The sequence below is a fragment of the Fodinibius roseus genome (assembly GCF_900129315.1).
Lineage (GTDB): Bacteria > Bacteroidota > Rhodothermia > Balneolales > Balneolaceae > Fodinibius > Fodinibius roseus.
This window is the reverse complement of record NZ_FQUS01000010.1, coordinates 73,305-92,829: the sequence shown is the minus strand read 5'-3', so window position 1 is coordinate 92,829 and position 19,525 is coordinate 73,305. Positions and strand designations below refer to the sequence as shown.

Genomic DNA, 19,525 nt, shown 5'->3' with positions numbered 1-19,525 from the left:
TAGAAAATTTCGGGGAATATTGACAACCGGGATCCCTCCTCCCCATCGAAAATTGGCTTCGTCAATATACCGGCCAACAAAGATATAGCAGTAAAGGGAGACCGGCTGTACGCCGATTCTCACAGTGACCTGCTGGTGTTTGATATATCAAATATGCAAAATGCCGAACTGATATCACGTAAAGAGAATATTTTTGAATTTTCAGCCAGCAAGCTACCCGGTTGTCCCTACCAGTCCACCGATCCCGAGAAGAGGATCGATCATCACCGCGGCGGATGGATGTTGAATCCGGGCATAGGCTTGCAGTTTAACCCCGAACACGGTCCCTGTTGGTATCTAAGCATAGGATATAATATTGATCATTCGCAATTTGATACCCACGAGGGGACGAGCAGAACCATTGAAACTGATATTACCTATAAACGGCTGATGGCGGGAGTTGGATTCGCGTTTAGCCTGTAAATGAAAGTCAGTATTTTACCACCCAATTATATTTCCTCTCTTGATTTTAATTATCCGGTTACCCGCTTAACTGTAATCCCACTCTTCAAAAAAGTAACAGAATGATCATTTGATAACAATCAAAAAAACATGAGGATGACCAGTAATACACAGGAATATTTTCCGGAGGATCTCGAATCTAGGGTCAAATATGCGGCTGGTAATCTCCAAAAGTGCTTTGACCTTAATCCCAATCTTACTATAGATCTCCTTGAATTCCATTTTCTACAATGAAGTTACGAGATAATCCTGAATAGAAATAAGGAGATACTTTCTCACATGTTATGTACTATTCCGGCCAGGGCGGGGTCTGACCTTTATAGGAAATAACAAAGAGGATGTCTTCGATCTCCTCGGTTTTGAAATAATCTCTCACTTCAGTCGTATTCGGCAACGCCAGCTCCCAGGTACCGATCGGCGACCTGCCGATAAGCGGCATCCAGCCGGCGCCATTCCCCCTTCGGGTGCTGATAATGCCTTCTGTAGTTCGTGCATTTCCACCTTTGGTCGTCGTCTCTCCTGCAATCAGATGGAGGTGCTTCACATCGACCTCAAATGAGGAGCCGCCGGTACGCACGAAGTACAGCAGGACCTGTTGGATCTCCAGCCCGCTGAAATTGGGCGGAAAGTCCTGACGTCTCATATCGAACTGTACCGCCATCGGTGCATCTGTCTGGTCGGGATTGTGCAAATCATACCATTGATCCGGAAAGTTATCACTGAAACTGAAAGACCGCTCGCTGCTCACGCTCTGATCAAGTTGCTGGATTACCTGCCGCCGGTAGTCGTCGCTATGCAGTGCCGTGTACTCGATAGTGAGCAGCACGTCGGCAATCGAGCTGTAGTCGAAAGCGTTGGCGGCTTTGGGCATCTCCAGCTCCCAGGTTGTATCTACTCCTCTTCCTTCGAAGGGCCGCATCATCTCCCCTTCCGCCGCCAGCTCAAAGAAACCGGTGGCCTCAGTGGGTGAGGTGAAGGCGATCAGTTCCGGATCGCGCCGCACCGTGGTTGTTCGGAATACTCCTCCATCCGTAACTACACGTGAATTTCCTGATGCCGTAAGCGTAGCCCTGATCCCCTGCGTTGGCGGCACCAAAGCCACCACTGATATGCTCACCTGTTTGATCAGGCGCAGGTAATGACCGGGAAAACCGCGATCAAAGAGTTCCATCGGTGTGGCAAAAGGCAAAACACCGGTTTCGTGGAAGTGTTGAAATTCAAAAGGAAACAGGTGCACAAGCGACAACGTCTGACTGAGCTCGAGCTTTCGTTCCTTCGTCTCAAAGGCGTACTGATCGAGCCGGTAGATATCCTGTAACAGGCGTGCGGACCCGGTCAGACCCCTGCGGTCAGATGCCTCGCCATCGGAATCTTCCGAAGTCTCAGTTTCGGAAGGCGGCTGCCAGTAATCGGCTCTGATATAGGTCGGAGGTGGCTCCTGCCGCTCGAAGGCGATCTGACTCGCAGCCAGTTGAGCCATGCCCGTGGCCTGCTGCAAGAAGTAACCGTAGACCCGGCTCAGAACACCGCTCATCCACTCGTAGAGTTCAACGTTGGTGAACTTATTCGCCAGAAAGTCGACCGTAGCCTCGGCATACTCTGCCTGTTGGCCGGCGATAAAACGCTCCTGCCGGGCAATGGTCTTCTGCTGCATGGCTTGCTTAATCTGCCGGCCGGCGATTTCTATATCCTTCTCGGCCAGGTTCTTTTGCAGTTGCCACTCCTGTTTGCGGCGTTCATGGCTGGCACGGATGGAAGCTTTCTGAGCCTCCGTTTCTGCACGGATGGCTTCCGTTTTAGCCCCAGTTGCTAAACCACCCGCAACGGTAGATCCGAACCACCCGATGGCACTGGCCGGGTTGGTTATGTTGCCAAATCCACTCATGACCCTGGCCGCATATTGAAACTGAGCTGCCTCCTGCCTGGCGTCTTTGGCTTTCTCGTAGTTATCTATCACAGCTTCTTCATATTCGTTAAGACCAGTGTCAATCCACTCTTGAAACGTTTCGCTCTGGATTTGGGCCCGATCTTGCTGCAGCTTTGCCAGCGTCACCCCGGTATCCGCCTTGCTGACCCTAAGATCCTGCACCTTGACCCTGGCCCGGCTGAGATGCAGATCGTGGCCGGCCTGCATAAGAGTGTACGCCTCGGCATCTCGTTTTTCCTGGGCCGAAAGAAAAGCGGTTTCCATCTGCTGGGCGATGTTTACCAGCTCCTTCGCCCTCTCGACAAGCACAGGGTAACGATATGGCGTGGGTGGTGGTGAAATGGCCCGTCTCCTCGTCACGAGCTGCCCGCCACGGCCGATAACCGGCAAATTAGCCGCATCTTCCGATGCATCCGACGACTCCGAGGTCCTTTCCATGCCGGCAATGTTGCGGCCGCTTCTCAGTTTTTCCAAATTCACTTCAGCGTGCTTGTTCAGCGACTCAATTTCCGTGTTCGAATCGGACATCTCTGAGAGATCCAGTATATTGAGCACCGTGTCATATAAAGTGCGCGCCCGCGGGATCGATTCGGCGGTTTCCGTAGTGAACTCCGAGTCGGCATAATCAAGCAGGCACTGAGCAACAGACATGATGGTGAACTGCGTATAGGCAAACTTGCGTCGTCGCGCAAAGAAGTGGGGATTCAACTCCTCGCGCAGCCAGATATCCGGCGTAATCCGGGGGCGATCGGAAAAAACACTCTCCAGTTCCAGTCCATGGTAAATTTTGCGCTCTTCGGGAGCGAACTGGTAGGCATATACCGTTTGGTACCAGTCCAGCGCGGCGAGATATTCTCCCGACTGCTGAAGCTGGAGCGCAATGGCCAAGGGGACGAAATAGAAGATCTCCTGGAGCCAGTTCGGGGCCAGGTGCGGATCTTGAATCGTAATCACTTCGCCCTCATCGGTCGTGTATTCTCGTGAAATCTCATCCTCACGCTCATCAAAAAAACCTTTTATCAGCTCTTTACGTGATACAAGATCATGCTCTGACAATAGTTCAGTAATTTTAAATGACTTGGAAAGTTCGTCTGGTAAATCCGACCCATTGGTTCGTAAATGACTCAAATATCCAAACGTATTATCGTCACCATTGGCCAACTGGCGCGCCTGACCGGCTGTCAGCCGGGAACGAGCACGAAGTTCTTTGATCAGGTTTGAAAAAGAGGCGGTAGGCGGCTGTGGTGCCTCATCCTTCCGAAGACCCGGTCTCAGAAAATTCTCAGGATGATCCTTGACAAACTCGGCCGCCCGCCGCGTTTTGTAGGTGCCCATCCAGTGCCAATCCTGGTCGAAATCCGCCTCCGAATAATCATCGCTCCCGGTTGCCAGATTCCATTCCTTCACCGGATTATCATCAGGTAAGCCTTCGTCGACAGAACGTTCCATTCGCAGTGCAAAGAACAGCCCCCGCAGCGCCTCGATAGCCTGTTCCATACGAGTGGTTTTGCGTTCATCGCTGTTTTTAAAATCGAACATCAGCCGGTTGGTCAGCTTGTCGGCCAACAAAGTATGATCTGACTGATCTGAATGCTCAGCAAGAGCCCTAATAAGTGCCTCCCGGAGCTCGAACAACGCAACATGTTCGGTGGCATCGATCGCAGACTGTAATGACTGTACGATTGCCTGCATCTGTTCGGTGCGCGCCCGCAACGCATCTTCCCATCTCTGTCGTGCCCGTCTGGTCGCCCGCCAGGAAGGTAGCGCTTGACTTTTTAAATCTTCCGGCAGGATGAAAAAATCCGGACTTAAGAACAGACCCTTTTTCTTTTCTTCCTTAAGCCAGGTATCGAATTGCTGCTTTTTTGTAAATTGGACCAGAATAGCCTTGGCGTCCGCCCATTCCAACTCAGTCAGAGCCCCCGAGGATGCCAGTTTGCGAAGCCGTACCAGACGACGAAGGGCGGTGAGAGTCAGCAACATTAAGAGACTCTCCCCGTCTTGCTGGGGACTGGTTGCTCCTTCTGTGCGTGATTTGAGTACAGTTTCGAGTTCTACCCCCCCCAGGAACGCCTCAATCACCCTATCATAGGCCGCAAGCTGGTCTGGCTGGGAACCCGTTGCTTCGTCAATCTTCGCTTGAACTTCTTCAACCATTCCGGCGACTTTCCGTTCCCGGGCGTGCCAGAGATCAAATGCCACTTTACGCGTACTCGTGTCCACGATATCCGAGTCGGCAAAATCTATGGCATCACGCTGATCCGGATCAATGATCATGCGCTCGGGAATAAGATCCGGATCGATAAGTGGGATCTGGCTGTTCCCATCGGATTGTACCGGAGCTGGTTTTTCTTTCCAGCATTTCCTGAAATAATCGGCCCTCCATTTCAATAATACGGGCTGCGCCGGTGGGGAGTCAAAAGGATCGTGAGTGGTGGCGATAAGACCAAAGATATGTTCTAACTTTTCTTCAGTCAGCTCGTCCGGCTTCATGAAAAGCTCATCCAACCGGCCGACCCGGTCAATCCCCAGACGCTCGGCAAGAGAGTTGCGAGCCTGCTCCAACTCATCATCGCCTGCGGCGTGTACCATCCTAAGCTCATCATAAGAAGTACCCAGATTCGTCAGCAGGCTTTGATATGCAGTGAGAAGATAGCGTTTGTCTGCGTTCGTTGTGGTAACCGATAGCGGCTCAAGATACCTGCGCAGAATCTCGACCGCGATCCGAATATGGGCTACAGGCCGTTCACCGATCGCCCGGTTTTCCTCCTTGATCAAGCGGTCGAAAGGTTGCCAAAAAGTATCGGCAAGCCGACTGGCGACCTGATCGATATCTGATGGACTATCCGTTGAGGAGAAACTTACACGCAGTCTAGCAAAGTCGAGCAGGTCCTTCAGGTATTCCTGCAAATTAAATACTGACATTTTGTCCTCCTGTTTGATTGTTTACTATTCTGGTTAATCCAGCACCTGTAACTCCACTTCGAGCTGCACATCCGGCTCATCCTCGCTGCCATTACCAGCCATATCTCTGGCCCACACCGTTATATCATAGGAGCCGGGGCTGTCGAACTCGGCCATAATACGCCAATCTGACCAGTCGCCCTTAATGTTTTCGGCTTCCTGCACCGGGCCTTCGTCCAGGCGCCACCTGACGGTTTCTATTTTGCTCTTGCTATCACTAGCCGTACCCATGATGGGGAGGGTAAAAACATCCCCCTCTTCAGGGAAAAGCGTGATAAAAGGGTCTTGTTTTGGATAGATTAGCTCTACAGTGGGAGATTCTTCGTCAGCCGGGATGGTGACCTTAGCGGCCTCGGATGTTCTGTGTCCCACTTTATCGCGGGCAGATATCCTGATCGTATGGGGTTTCGTTCGGTCGGGCAGGGGAATTTCCGCGCGCCATTCCGACCAGTTGCCAGAGCTATTTTCAGCACGCTTTGACGAAGAGCCAAGATGCCAGCGAACCGAATTTACACCGGACTGATCTTCAGCTTTCCCTTCGATGATAGCCCGGTAGGGAGGGCCAATAGTGACATTCTTAAGATTAGCCTCCTGTACCTCGGGTCCCTCACCGTCCACGGTTACACTCACCGAATCCGTCCTTTGAACAGATTTGTTATCAGTGTGATGTTGCGTCTCTCCGCCCACCGTCTTTGACTGGCTTTCCGTAACGGTACCCTCAAGCTCGGCGGTAATATTCAATTCGCCTGATGCAGCATCTTTCACCTCATGAGACCAGTGCAGCTTATCATTCTGTTCCGAGACATGGGCCTCGTGATCTTCATCCCCGATACGGATACTAACTTTAAAACCTTCCGTGACAAAGGTGTCGAACTCAGTGGTTTTACCTTCGCCCCCGAACTTTATAAACTCTAAGGTATGCATACGGATAAAAGCAGTCCCTTCCACCCGAAAACTCGGACCGACGAAGTCGACCCTCGGTAAATTGATTGCAATACCCGCATCTGCAAATTCAGTACTTGAAGTGGAAAAGACTCGCGGACCTCCTCCGGGATCAACTCCTGGGTCTAAGGGTCCGTTTCCTGAACCTAATGGATTGTTCTTGCCTTTAATCATAATGTTTCACCTTTTTTAAATTTAAAATTGCGAAGCAAGTTTAATTTATTGTAAATAATGCCTTTACTAACCGACGACTCATATGTATATTTTTTTTCATAGCTTTCACTTGGTTTTCGGAATCCTATTCCGGCCAGGCCGGCGTTTGTCCTTCATAGCTGATGACAAAGAGGATGTCTTCAACCTCCTCGTTTTGGAAGCGATCTTTCACTTCCGTTGTGTTCGGAAGAGCCAACTCCCAGGTGCCTGTCGGGGGGATGCCGGTAAACGGCATCCAACTGGCCCCGTTCGCCCGCCGGGTGCTGATGATGCCGTCTACGGTTCGCGCTTCTCCGCCTTTGATCCTTGTCTCATCTGCAATCAAATGGAGGTGCTCCACATCGATTTCAAACGAGGACCCGCCGGTACGCACGCAGTACAGCAGGATCTGCTGGATCTCCAGCGCGCTGAGATTGGGCGGAAAGTCCTGGCGTCCCGTATCGAACTGTACCTTCATCGGTGTATCCGTTTGGTCGGGATTGTGCAGATCGTACCATTGGTCCGGGAATTGATTGCGGAAGCTGAAGGAGCGTTCAGCGCTGGCGGTGCGGTCCAGCCTCTGAATGACCCGGCGGCGGTAGTCTCGGCTATTAAACGCAGTATAATCGATGGTAATCAGCACGTCGGCGATGGTGCTGTAGTCGAATGAATTAGCTGCTTTGGGCATCTGCAGCTCCCATGTGGTATCTACCCCCATACCCTCAAATGGCAAAAACAAATCCTGCTTTTCGGGTTCCAGCTCAAGGAGGCCGCTGGCATTCGCGGGCGATGTAAAGGCGATCTCTTCCGGATCGCGACGCACGATCGCGGTCTGGAACGATTCACCCCCGATTACCACGCGCGAAATACCCGAGGCCGAAAGAGTAGCGCGTATCCCCTCCGTGGGCGGAACCAGGGCCAAAACCGACGTTCGCACACGCTTGATCAGACGCATGTAGTGGCCGGGAAAGGCTTGGTCGAAAAGCTCCATGGGGGTTTCAAAGAGAAGTACGCCCGTTTCCCGGAAGCGCTGAAACTCAAAGGGCGCCAGCCGGGCCAGTGAGAAGGTTTGCGAAAGCTGGAGTTTTCGTTCCTTCGTTTCATAAGCATACTGATCGAGCTGATAAATATCTTGCAGCAGGCGTGCCGATCCGGTCAATCCGCGCCGGTCGGATAGTTGTCCATTTTTATTCTGGGTTGCTCTGTTTTCGGTTGGTGCCTGCCAGTAGTTGGACCGGATATAGGTTGGGGGTGACTCCTGACGTTGAAAGGCAAGCTGGCGCTGCGCGAGCCGGGCCGTGGATGCAGCCTGCTGGAGGAAATAGTTGTAAACCTGTCCCAAAATACCGCTCATCCATTCATAAAGGTCGGCGTTTGTAAACTGTCCATGTGCAAGGAAATTTTTGGCTTCTTCCGCCTGATCAACCTGTTTTTCTGCAATATTCTGCTCCTGTTTCGTAATGGATACGCGATCCCCGGCAAGTGCAATCTCCTTACTGCCGATCTGCATATCTTTTTCTGCGAGACTCTTTTGTAGTCCCCACCGTTGCTCGCGACGCTCGTAGCTGGCTTTCGTAGAGAGTATATTTGCCCATGTTTTCATCTTTCCACTCGGACTGTAGCTTACACTCATACTGAGAAGCTCTGGTGGAAAACCAATAGTGGCACTAACATTATCAGGTACAGGTAATGAACCCGACATCAAGTCCAAGGCTCCTTTTTCTTTGCCCATCAACCCTTCATCAATCCATCCCTGGTACGTATCTTTTCGGATCCTGGCGCGATCCTGCTTGAGCCGGGCCAAATTTCTACTATTCTCTGCTTCCTGCACGCGCAAGCTTTGCAGTTCAACCCCTGCTTTGGCCAGGTCAAGATCTTGACCGGCCTGGATCAATGTGTACTCTTCGTCTTCCCCCTTTTCAATTGCAGAAAGAAAGGAGGCCTCGAGCTGTTGAGCCAGACCCACCAATTGTTTCGTACGCTCAATGAGAACAGAATAGCGATACGAAGTAGGTTGAACTGACACCCTGCCTGAGACCATGAGCTCATTTTCACTTCCAAACCCCGATTGCCCACCAGTTGCAACAGCTTCTGGTCCTATCATCATGGAGGGCCGTTCAAGCCCTGCGATGTTGCGTCCCTGTTGAAGCTTTAACAGATTATTCTCAGCGTGCTGGCGCAGCTTCTCGAGCATTGGATTGTTACCAAATGGGTTTCCCTCCTCGCTTTCACTATTCGCCTGCTTCAGCTCCGGTAGGTCAAACAGATCCAGTACCGCTATGTACAGACCTCGGGCTTTGGGTAACGACTCTGCCGTCTCCCTTGCAAACTCCTCATCGGCAAAATTGAGGAAACATTGCATCAGAGACAAGAGCGTAAAACGGGTATAGGCACCGGCTCGTTTCGACGTTGAGATAACAATCTGATGCGGATTAAAACTCGCCTGTAGCCAATCCGGCTCATGGTAATCATTCTCCACTTGCTCTTCAAGTTGCAGACCATAATAGGTTTTTCGTTTTTCATCAGATGAAAAGTCATAGGCATAAACGAGTTGAAACCAGTCAAGAGAAGCAAGATATTCATCCGCCTTTTCAAGTTGCAGAGCAATTTGCACAGGTACGAAAAAGAAAATCTCTTTCAGATAATTTGGCGTCGTCTCCTGATGCGGGTGATCCCCTTTCTTAACGTCAGCCTTCTCATCAAAAAGCTCCTTAATGTCTTCACTGTACTTTTTTAGTTCATCGGTAGAGCGCCGTTCGGTCAATTGGAAACCTTCGGGCAGACCAAAATTATCAGGCGGATCAGTTCTCATTCTTTTAAGATACTCTTGCGCATGCTCACGGGCAGCTTCAGGGGTGAGTCGAATATTATTCCGCAATTTTTCTGTCAATTCTTTAAATGCTGGGGTTGATTCCTGGCCGGATATACCCGATGCCCAGGTACTCGGAAGCAGGTAATTTTCGGGATACATGAAAACAGACATACCTGCCTGAAAACTCTTATATGTTCCCAGCCACTCCCATTCACGATCAAAGTCACTTGCGGTATAATCTTGTTCCTGATTAAAGATGAACTCGGGAATATCATACTTATCCAATACAGGAAGCGTATTGAATCGGCCGGAACGAACGGAAAAAAGGATGTTTTGCATGGTTTCGATTGCCTGCCGTAACCGGGTCGTTTTAAGATCGGGACTACTGCTGACATCAATCAACAGCCGTTTTGTGAGCCAGTTCGACATGTCAATATGTTCATGCTCCTCTGCTGCTTTATCCAGCATTACTTTGCGCAGTTCAGGCAGCGCGGTCTCTTCGGTCGCTTCGACGGCTTTCCGCAATGAATCCTCCAAATCTCCTCTCTGCCGGATGCGTGCTTTCAGAGTTTCTTCCCATCTGCGCCGTGCCTGGTAGCCGGAACGCCATTCAGATCGTTCTTGCTGGTTTCCTTCGTTAACATTTTCCCTGATCTTGAAATAGTCAGGAGACAGCGTCAGCGCTTTCTCCCGTTCCTTTTCCATCCACTCGGAGTACAAATGCCTGCGTTTTTGAACCTGAAGCAGGATGTTAAAGAGATCTGTCCACTCCGAATCGAGAACCTTTCTTTCCTTGTCAAGCGTGTGGCGTATGCGCAACAGGTGCAGGAAGGCCTTCAAGTCAAGGTCTGCTTCATTGAGCTGTTCTTTGATGTCAACTCCTTTTTCCCGTTCCCCGGCCAATTCCTGCAAATCGAAATCCAAATCTTCTTTCAAAAATTTTTCGACCAGCTTGTCAAAATCTTCAACCGTAGACTCATCATGCGCTTCTTCAATATCCGTTAACATGGAATTCAACTGGTGCTCTCTTTTTTTCCATAGTCCATATGCGGGACCGTCTTCATTTTTCAGGTCAGATCTACTGACCAAATCCGGATCAATAATGGGAGTTACAGTACCCCCTGTATGGTCTCGTTGTCTCCATATAATTCTCAGATATTCCCTCCGCCAGCTCAGTAGTTCCGACTGCCTGACAGGATCAGTACTGCCTGATAATGGGTCATGACGGGTATCTGCCAGTCCGAAGAGCCTTTCAAGATCATCTTCTTCGATAGTATCGCTATCAAGGATGAGGTCATCCAAATGAGCAGGCTCTATCCCCAGCTGCTTCGCCAATGATTTCCTTCTTGCCTTATTCTCCAAACGAGCTTGGTGCAGTTCTTTGTGTGAAGTCCCCAGATTTCGTAGCATGGATTGATAGGCGAGCCTACAGTAGGTTGTTTCAGCTTTGCCAGTAATTTCACCGAGAAATCTGCGAAGTACTTCAATACTGACACGTATCTGGTGAGCCGGCCGGGTAGCTATCTTGCGAACGGTTGTATCGGCGCGACTGAGCTGCTCAAAAGGCTGATGAAAAGTCTCAGCAAGTACCTGGGCATCTATATCATCGTTATCCGTAGTTTTTAATCGCCGGGTAGCCATCTTAATCAACTCCTTGAGATACGATCGACGACTGGCGGGATCCCCCTTGAATTCTGCCTTCCTCTGAGCGTGAACGGTAATAGCTTCTTGAACGTCATTGGGCTCGTCTGCACCGCTTTCAACTGCCTCGTCAAGACAGCGAAAGTGAATGGTATGCTCCCCCGGCCGGGGTATTGGAACCTCAGCCTTCCATTGCGACCAGTTACCGCTGAGATTATCGGCTTCTTTGTAGTCGTCTTCATCTTCATCATCAAGCCGCCACTCTACAACTTTCACGTCCGTTTCTTCATCCCCGGCCTTCCCCTCTATTTCAATAACGAGATCTTCTTTATCGTCGGCCGGCCAGTCAAATGTGGCATCCTGCTGGGGTGAAATAATTTCCAGCCAAGGCTTGCCGGCGTCAATCGTCGTAACACGAACAAACGTATCATTTTCATTGCCAACGCTATCTACAGCACGTACTTTAATCTTATGACTGTCGATTCCTTTCAGTTTGACATCATGACTCCATTTCGACAGCGATCCGCTAACCCGGCTGCTTGCCGGGCCGACACCCACATGCACCCGGTCAACTTCCGAATCATCGTCAGACGACCGTCCTTCTACTGTTATAGTTTTTTTACGACCGACCATTTCAATCTTGTCTCCGGAATCATGTGATGTGATCTCAATCTCCGGACCAGTGTCGTCTACCACCACGTTGATTTCACGATGATCCACTGAAGAACGGACAACTCCGTCACCCGGAATTCCGGCATGCATAGCCCTTGCCGTTATTTCCATGGTACCGCCATTACTGACGCCTCCCGTTGATCCCGTGTAGCGATTGTTGCCGATTGATCTCAACGTTTTGAATTCACCGTCACCCAACTTCACTTTCACCGAGTCCACATCTACTTTTTGTCCGCCCAGAATCTTAATTGGATCTTTTTGGCCTCTTTCAGGCGAACGGTCGGCTGTATCGTCTAAGGGTTGAGGACGGTGGGGATCGTTGGGACGGCCTCCTCCCGGAGGCTTGGGAATAACGGGGCCACCCCCACCCCCACCACCTCCTCCGCCGCTATTTATTTTGGCCCAGGCTTCAACGGTTACGGAGACCCCCTTGGGTCCCACAGTATGATCACTATCTTTTGGCGGCGAAATGATATTTACATGAATTTGTACTGACATAATTTGTCTCCTTTTTTTAAATACGTGATATAAAAATTATTCTATCTGCTCTTTTTTGTTTTTGCTTTCCTATAATCTTTTCTCTCTACCATTCTGGAATAAATCCCCCTCCTGATGCTGGTGGATGGTATTCCCTCCTTCCCTTTGGGAATCGAGTATCACGTTCTTCGGGTAATCCAATATTGACATCAGAAAGTCCGCTATACATGGATCTACCCAAATCTAGTGCATCTCCAAATAGGGGTATAAGGCCAAGTATATCAAGAGCAGCAGCTCCTTTATTACCTTCTTTTAAATTTAGCCCTGCGGAAGCTATTCCTGCACCTGTTCCAAGGAATGGAATCCATTTAGGTGTTTTTTTTACAAACTGACCTGCACGTTTTACAGTAGTGCTAGCAGCACCACTCGATGCCGGTCCGAATTTTGCTTCTCCCAAGATCCGAGCCTGTTCCGAACCGGGTTTATATACTTTAGGCTTCTTTGTATCTGGTGGTGGGTTTCGTCTCCCTCTTCTCTCAGCCTGCCTGCGTGCCTTTCTGTCCTCTTCTCCTTCCGCGGATAGCTGTCTACTCGACTTATGTGTCATCTCATCGGCACCGGCTGTTTTACCTGCCCCCGGGGTCTCTCCGCCAAAAACCGTACTGAAAATTGCTGCAAAAATTTGCCTTTTGATTCCTCTACCCATTTTACTCAATAAGCCGGGTGTTAGATTGATATTTCCACCGGATGCTCCTTGGCCAAAACTCTCTTCTGCTGATCCTTCATCAGCCCTTCCCTGGATTGAAATTCGAATGTCTAAGCCTTCGGTCAGGTTGTCTACAGAATCTGCTTCTTGACTTTCTGAGGACTGCGAGAATGATAACTCGTCCCTTTGTTCTGGCGGAACATTTTGTACACCAACAGAAACCCCATCGGCGTCAATTTTGACTCCAGGGTAAACTGGCTGATCATCAGATTGAGTGCCATTAGGATCTGTTAGTCTTAATGGATTACCACGCACATAGCGATACAAATTCAACCCATCCACGGTCCCGGCCGGGTCGCAACTCATCCACCGGCCCAGCCAGGGCGCGTAATACCGGGCCCCGTGGTAGTAGAGCCCGCTCTCGGGATCCCGCTCCTTGCCGGTGAAGCGGTAGCGTTTCTTGGCAAAACTGCCGAAGCTGGTTTCGCCGTACGGGGTGTATTCCTCGCGGCTGATGAAGCTGCCGTCGCCGTTCATGACGAGGTTGTTGCTGCCGAGGTGGTCGCCCAGATGGTACTGAAGCGACGGACCTTTATCATCCGGGTGCTGATCCCCCACGCGCAGCAGGGCGATGCGCTTCTGGCCGTCCATAATATGCAGCCGGCTATTCTCTCCGCCGGCGCCGTTCTGCTGCCAGCGGTGGTGCTCAAAGGCACGGTCCACATAGACCCTACACTCTACCTGTCCGCCCTGCTTGCGGACCAGCTTCTTCACTCGCTGGCCGCCGGCATCATATAAATAGTGAACATAAACCGATGGCTCGGCATCACCGGGCTGGGTTCGGAATGCCTTCATTCGATTGCTGTGATCCCACTCAAAATGCCGCTCGCTGTTTTCGCGGATGAGATTGCCGCAGGCGTCATAGCTGTAATCATATCTTCGCTCGCTGTCGCTATTGCCAATTCTCAGGGTACTCAGGCGGTTATTCTCCTCTTCCGGGTCCAACTGCCGGGTAAAGCGTCCGCCTTCCGCTATATGATTCAAGGTTTTCATGTTCCCGGCCGGGTCATAGGCGTACTGCTGCTCATAGGCGCGTACTTGGGTCGGATCGCTGCAGAGCGGTCCGGCGTCCCAAAGCGGATTATTCCCAGGCCGGTCGCACTCGCGGCCTGTTGCCGAGGTCAGCCGGTAGAGCGGATCGTAGGTAAAAATCCGATCGAGGGCGTCGGCACCATCTTGGGTGTCGGGAATGCCTGAATCGGGCCTCCGGTTCTGAATCCCCGTAACATTGCCCGCCAGGTCGTAGTCATACGCATAATCCTGCAGTGGAGCACCATCCGGCTTATAGGTAAGAGCGTCCGGTTTCTCATACCGTTCCGTGCGCAGACGGGCCAGGCGGAAGGTCTTCGGATCGTAGGTATAGCGGGTCATAAGGCCATTTCCCAGGGCCATCAGCGTTCGCTGTCCCTTCGCATCGTAGGCAATGTGTTCGACGAAAAGTTCATTGTCCAATGTGACTTGCTGCAATGCTCCGGCGCGGTTGTACTTTGGTTGCATTTTCTTGCGTTTGCCCTCTGCATCTTCGGGATAGTACATGGATTGGACCCGGTTCAGGGCATCGTAGGTCGTGGAAGTCCGGTACTGGGTCACGTCAAGAAGATCGCCGGCATATTCTGTCAGCCCCATCTCGTCCGGCGGCTGCCAGTCCACCCGGAACGTTTCGACCTGCCCGGCGGTGTCCGGGTCGCCTGTAAAGACCTCCAGTATCGTTTCATCGCTTATGACCTTCCGTGATTTCTCCAGGAGGTTGCCTTTGAAATCATAACGCTCGAATGTGGTTAGTCCGGCCTCATCATAGTGCTTAACCAGCTTGCCCAACAGGTTTGCGCTAAGCGCTTCTTCGTCCGATCCCGCCCCGGGGGTGTCTCCATAGATCAGACGCTCCCGCATCGTAAGGGGCTCATCAACCCCATCCCGTCCCCAGACATGAACCGGTCGCTGAAGGTGGTCATAACTCTGCAGGATGAGAGCTCCCTTGCTGTCGCGCCGCTCGATTTCATTACCGGCCGCATCCAGCACCATGCGCCGGATACCGGCGTCAATACTTTCGGTGCGGAGCGGATTATCTGCCAGATCGTATACGTGCCGGAAGGCCTCGCGGGCCAGGGCATCCGTCGTCGTAAGGAGATTGCCCCGGATGTCATAGATCGATTGCGTTCGGACTTCTTTCATGGGCGGAAGCGGGTCATCCTCATTTTCGGGCAGCGTCCGGTTGCGTTCAATCACTTCTACAGTACGGCCTAAAGCATCAACCGTTTCACTCACCGGGGTATCCCAGTGGTGGTGATAGGAATTGCTTTCTTCTCCATGCGTTCGCCCCGCGTTGTCGTTTGCGTCGTAGGTATAGGTTTCCCACGGGGAGGGTTCAAAGGATTTCGGATCGGTCAGATCGTGCGGGATACCTCGAATTACGCGCTGTTTGGACCCGTCGGGTTGAACGATACGGATGACTTCACCCCTCGGATCGTAAAATTTCCTTACTTTTTGACCGAACTGTGTCTCCGCGGGCGGTATAAAGGCCCATCCTGTAGAAAAGAATGGCTCGTACTGCTCGACGACCCTGCCTTTGTTGTCGTAGATCTTCCAGCCGCTTACAACAACATTGGGATGTTCAGGACCGTCATTTCGGGTTCCCGTAACCTCTTTTCGCATGTTTTGAGTATCTTCCTGGTCACGCGGCAGCACTCCTCCGCCGAACGCTTCATCGCCAAAGCGTACATCTTCTCCCCGGGAGCGAGTTTGCAGCAGCCGGCCGAAACCGTCTGAGTACTCGACAGTCTCAATGGTTTCTTCCGGATTCTCCGTATCGGTATCCCGGGCATGATGCACCCGCTTAGTGGTACGAACGGAAACCGGCTCTCCCCGCTCGATGAAAGCCCTGAAATCGTATTTCAGTCGCGTGCCGGGGGTTTCCGGGGTGTCACCTGTGTCTTCGCCTTCCTTCCCCATCACCGCTTTGCTTTCCAATTGTCCGAGAGGTGTAAAGGTAAAGGCGGTTCGGTTTTGGTTGGGACCGGTAACCAGTCGGGGCTGCATCGTGCGATAGTCGTAGTTGGCTTTGGTAATGAGTCCGGCCGGATCTTTGACTTTTACCGGCAGCAGGTCAAAAGCGTCGTAGCCGATCGTTGTTTCATTACCCAGAGGATCCCGCACTGCTCTTCGAAGTCCCCGGGGATGATTGTTAGCCTCGTCCTGAACATCATATTTGCACTGCTTGGTAACAGCAAAATATCCTTCGGCCGAGTCAGATCCGTCGCGGTAAATATATCCGGCCCGTTTGGGCAGTTGCTCCTGATATTTTTGAGGATATTCCGATGTCCACTCTGGTGGACCGGGCGTAAAACAGGGTGGTCGTCCATTATCATCTGGCAGAGCGGAAGCATCCCGATAAGCGCTTTCCAAGATGGCATCCGTCAGGACCAGCGATTTGGAACGAACGAGGGCGCCAAAGTTTCCAAGTTGTCCAAGCTTAAGTCCCTCAAAAGCCTCTCCGTCGTAGAAATGAATCTTCTGGCCAATTACATTAAGCGCGGAATCATTAACCGGTAGCGCCTTCAGCTCCAAAAGAGGCTGACTCCCATCATTTTCAATTTCGTAAGTTGTGGTCTTCGACACCCGATCTGCAATATAAATATTAGCATCTACATCTATGCGCTGGGCATACTCCGTAGTCGTACGGGTAGCGAGGAACGGTTCACCAGGCGTAGCATCCGGACTGCGCCAGCCGCGGGGACAGGCGATCTTTGTCTGCCGGCGGGACTGTCCGAACTCGTCATAATCTTCGGTGAAGGTAACCTTGGTCATGGGATCGTCGCCGCGCTCCCACCGGGTGGTCCGGTCAGCCAGCTTATGAGGAAAGAAAATCCGCCGCCGGCCGGTTGACTCCCCGTCCGTCGGCTCTTCTTCACGCACGCCGTAGAGTGATTCGGTAACGGTATAAGGACGGGGCTGACGCTCCGTGCCGTCAAGGGCGTAGAGTTCAGTACGAAGTTTATTCCCCCGGAGCGATCGCAGCGCGTCCCGCCGGTCCCGACGCGGAAGTTCCTTGAGAAAATTCGTCACAGCTGCGGGGCGGTCAAACATCGGGGAATCTTCCGGCCAGAATTCTTCACGATAGTCGACCTCTTCCCAATCACCCGATGCATCCCGTACCGGTCCCTGATGGAACCAGGTTCTTTTCAGCGTAGGAGGTGAAAATTGCTGCGGTTCCTCCGCTCCAACCCGGTTGAAATCGACGTGCTCGCCATGCATACCGGAACGATTGTAATCATCAAAAACCTCTGTATCCATCTGTTCTACGAGACCAAAACCCCGGAATTCACGCTCCTCTCCATCCCAGTAACCGTGGTGATACCGGTATTCGGACGTAAGCTTTCCGCCGGATAGCTCGTCGATGACTTCTACCTGAGATACTACCTGCACGGGAAACGGCAGCGTTGTTTTCCACCGGGTTTCGGGCTGCTGCTGGTCTTCGCGATAAAATCGGGTGGAAGAAGCGTACCGCACGCGGGTTATAGCACCTAGGTTGTTGTCCATTTCGTCAAGCAAATACGGTTTGGTCCCGCCCGTGAAATCCAGGAAAAACAGGTGATCGCGTCCCGTGCCCTGCGCGTTTCCGCTCCACAACAGACCGCTGATGCCGTTGCCGAGCAGGTCTGCGAGTCGGACATCCTCCTGATTCGAGATCGGCGGCGTCCCTGTGATCTCGATCGGTTCTTCGCTCCAGCTGTTTCCGCTCTTATTCATCCAAAGCGATACCTTTCCATTATCTACGTAGATCAGATCGGCCGTACCGTCGCCGTCCACATCACCAATCAAAATGCGTTCGGGATCATAACCGAAAGGAAAACGAGGACTGTTTCGCATTACACTCCTTTTGCCCCAGCTTCCGTGCCCGAGGTTGGGCCAGTACTCGATATTGCCGTCGTGAATCAGCACGATATCCTGGAGTCCGTCGCCCGTCATATCAGCCCAGCGGACCCGCGCATCGGTAAAGGTAACATCCGGAAAGTCTTTGACCGGTCGACGTTTCACCCGGCGGTGTTCATGCCAGCCTTTTTCCGGATCGTTAAAGAAATAATCAAAGCTGCTGCCTGCACGTACAGCATCGGTCACCCCGTCTCCGTCCAGATCCACCATCTTAACGTCCGGACCTTGCAGGTTCACACTGGGTGCCTGCTTATAACGCTGAAAAGAATCCCGGTCCCATTTTCCGTCGGGCTGAAGTGGATAGTATCCGGACTGCCGGTCTTTATCGACCATCAGATCGATGCGACCGTCGCCGTCAGCATCGATAAGCTGGACTCCGGGATCAGAGAGCGTGAGTCCGGCCGGGGCCTTGTCCATCCGGCGGGGACGATCGAACCTACCGCCGCCCAAGTTGCGCCAGTAGCGGACCGTTCCATTCATTTGCAGCACGTCCGGCAGTCCGTTGCCGGAGAGGTCGGCTAACTCCAGATCCGGGCTGCCAAGCGATTCTGCCGGAAGCTCCTCACCATCAACCGGGAAGAAATCCCGATTCTCCGGCTCGAATTGTGAGTAGCTGAATTCCAGCGGCGGAAGCCTTTCGGTTTTATCGCCGTCGTGGCCGACGACATCAATCCTGTTGAGTAAAGAAACATCATTCAGAGAATCCTGCTGATAGCGAAGATGATAAGTACGGACCAGGCGTCTCTTCTCTGCTTCTGTATGCGTTTCAATATGAGTGCACCGTTTGCGCGTGCGAATCTCAAACCCAGACCGGTATTGTGAAAAGGGATCACGACGTTCTTCATAATGAAAGGTAACTCCGGCAAGAAACTTTGTGGTTTCCTCTTCGGAATAGTCCGCATAGCGAATGCGCTTCAGGTAGAGCTGATCCCAGTGGTGCGGACCTTCCCTACCGGCGTCTCGTTCATATTCGTAAACGATTCGGTTGCCAAAAGGATCCATGGTCTCGGTAAGCTTCCAGGAAAAAACGTTGGATCGTTCAACGGGATCGGCTACGACAGCCGGATCTTCTCCCGCAGCGACCGGCGTTCCATAGCGACTCGCCAGCCCGTCTTTACTTCGAACCTCCCAGTAGTCACTGTCGGCATCGTGATGGCGGATAATTCGGGCAAACAGTCCTTCTGTTCGCGGGCGATAGCGCGTCTGTCTCGCCAATTGTTCTATCGCCACCAGGTCTTCAGCACCCGAAAGGATAAAGGTGTCCTCTGTTTCATCATAAACAGGAACACCTCTTGATGTCTTTCGGCTCACACCGGGAACGCTCATCTTCCAGCCCAAACCAAACGGCCCGTTGCCATTTCCGGTGCTGTATGCCAGGCTCAGTTCGGGGTGAAATTCATTTCGACCCGGTGGCACCTCAATCGGTATGGTAAAATTACCCGTCCCGGTGAAAAGGTCTGGTGAAAATTTCTCTCCGATACCACTTAAGGCACCGCCACCCCTGGGGGTAGTAATTACATCTGCAGGCGTGCTTGAGTTATTACCCATTATTAAGTCTTTCTTATTTTACTTTTAGATTTCTTCTCCCCGGAAAGACACATACTTATGCTTGTCACCATATCTTCGGCATTCGGCAACGCTCAGATATTCATGGTAATGTTCCTATACCTTTACCTCGAACAGCTACCTACATACTTAAAAA

At 51.7% G+C, this 19,525-nt stretch carries 5 protein-coding genes; 1 reads left to right on the top strand and 4 read right to left on the bottom strand.

Annotation, left to right across the window (positions count from 1 at the left end; genetic code table 11):
- Positions 1 to 135: 135 nt before the first annotated feature.
- Positions 136 to 462 carry a hypothetical protein gene (locus tag BUB16_RS10785; RefSeq protein WP_211483145.1) on the top strand — a complete coding sequence of 109 codons (327 nt, stop codon included), beginning with the start codon at positions 136 to 138 and terminating at the stop codon, positions 460 to 462.
- Between the two features lie 328 nt (positions 463 to 790).
- Here the strand turns inward: BUB16_RS10785 and BUB16_RS10780 are convergent, their stop codons facing one another.
- The 4 genes from BUB16_RS10780 to BUB16_RS10765 form a co-directional block, all read right to left on the bottom strand.
- Positions 791 to 5,353 carry a Tc toxin subunit A-related protein gene (locus tag BUB16_RS10780; RefSeq protein WP_073063657.1) on the bottom strand — a complete coding sequence of 1,521 codons (4,563 nt, stop codon included), beginning with the start codon at positions 5,351 to 5,353 and terminating at the stop codon, positions 791 to 793.
- Positions 5,354 to 5,386: 33 nt separating this feature from the next.
- Positions 5,387 to 6,508, bottom strand: coding sequence for a hypothetical protein (locus tag BUB16_RS10775; RefSeq protein ID WP_073063655.1), 1,122 nt, complete (start codon positions 6,506 to 6,508; stop codon positions 5,387 to 5,389).
- A 124-nt stretch (positions 6,509 to 6,632) separates the two neighbouring features.
- Positions 6,633 to 12,149, bottom strand: a complete 5,517-nt coding sequence (locus BUB16_RS10770; RefSeq protein ID WP_073063650.1) for a Tc toxin subunit A-related protein — start codon at positions 12,147 to 12,149, stop codon at positions 6,633 to 6,635.
- 85 nt (positions 12,150 to 12,234) lie between these two features.
- Positions 12,235 to 19,371 (bottom strand): SpvB/TcaC N-terminal domain-containing protein, encoded by a 7,137-nt coding sequence (locus tag BUB16_RS10765; RefSeq protein WP_073063646.1) that lies wholly within the window; start codon positions 19,369 to 19,371, stop codon positions 12,235 to 12,237.
- Positions 19,372 to 19,525 lie beyond the last annotated feature (154 nt).

Bases quoted from the DNA above. Each gene is read 5' to 3' on its own strand.
- BUB16_RS10765 (WP_073063646.1), bottom strand. From the start codon at position 19,371: ATGGGTAATAACTCAAGCACGCCTGCAGATGTAATTACTACCCCCAGG.
- BUB16_RS10775 (WP_073063655.1), bottom strand. From the start codon at position 6,508: ATGATTAAAGGCAAGAACAATCCATTAGGTTCAGGAAACGGACCCTTA.
- BUB16_RS10780 (WP_073063657.1), bottom strand. From the start codon at position 5,353: ATGTCAGTATTTAATTTGCAGGAATACCTGAAGGACCTGCTCGACTTT.
- BUB16_RS10770 (WP_073063650.1), bottom strand. From the start codon at position 12,149: ATGTCAGTACAAATTCATGTAAATATCATTTCGCCGCCAAAAGATAGT.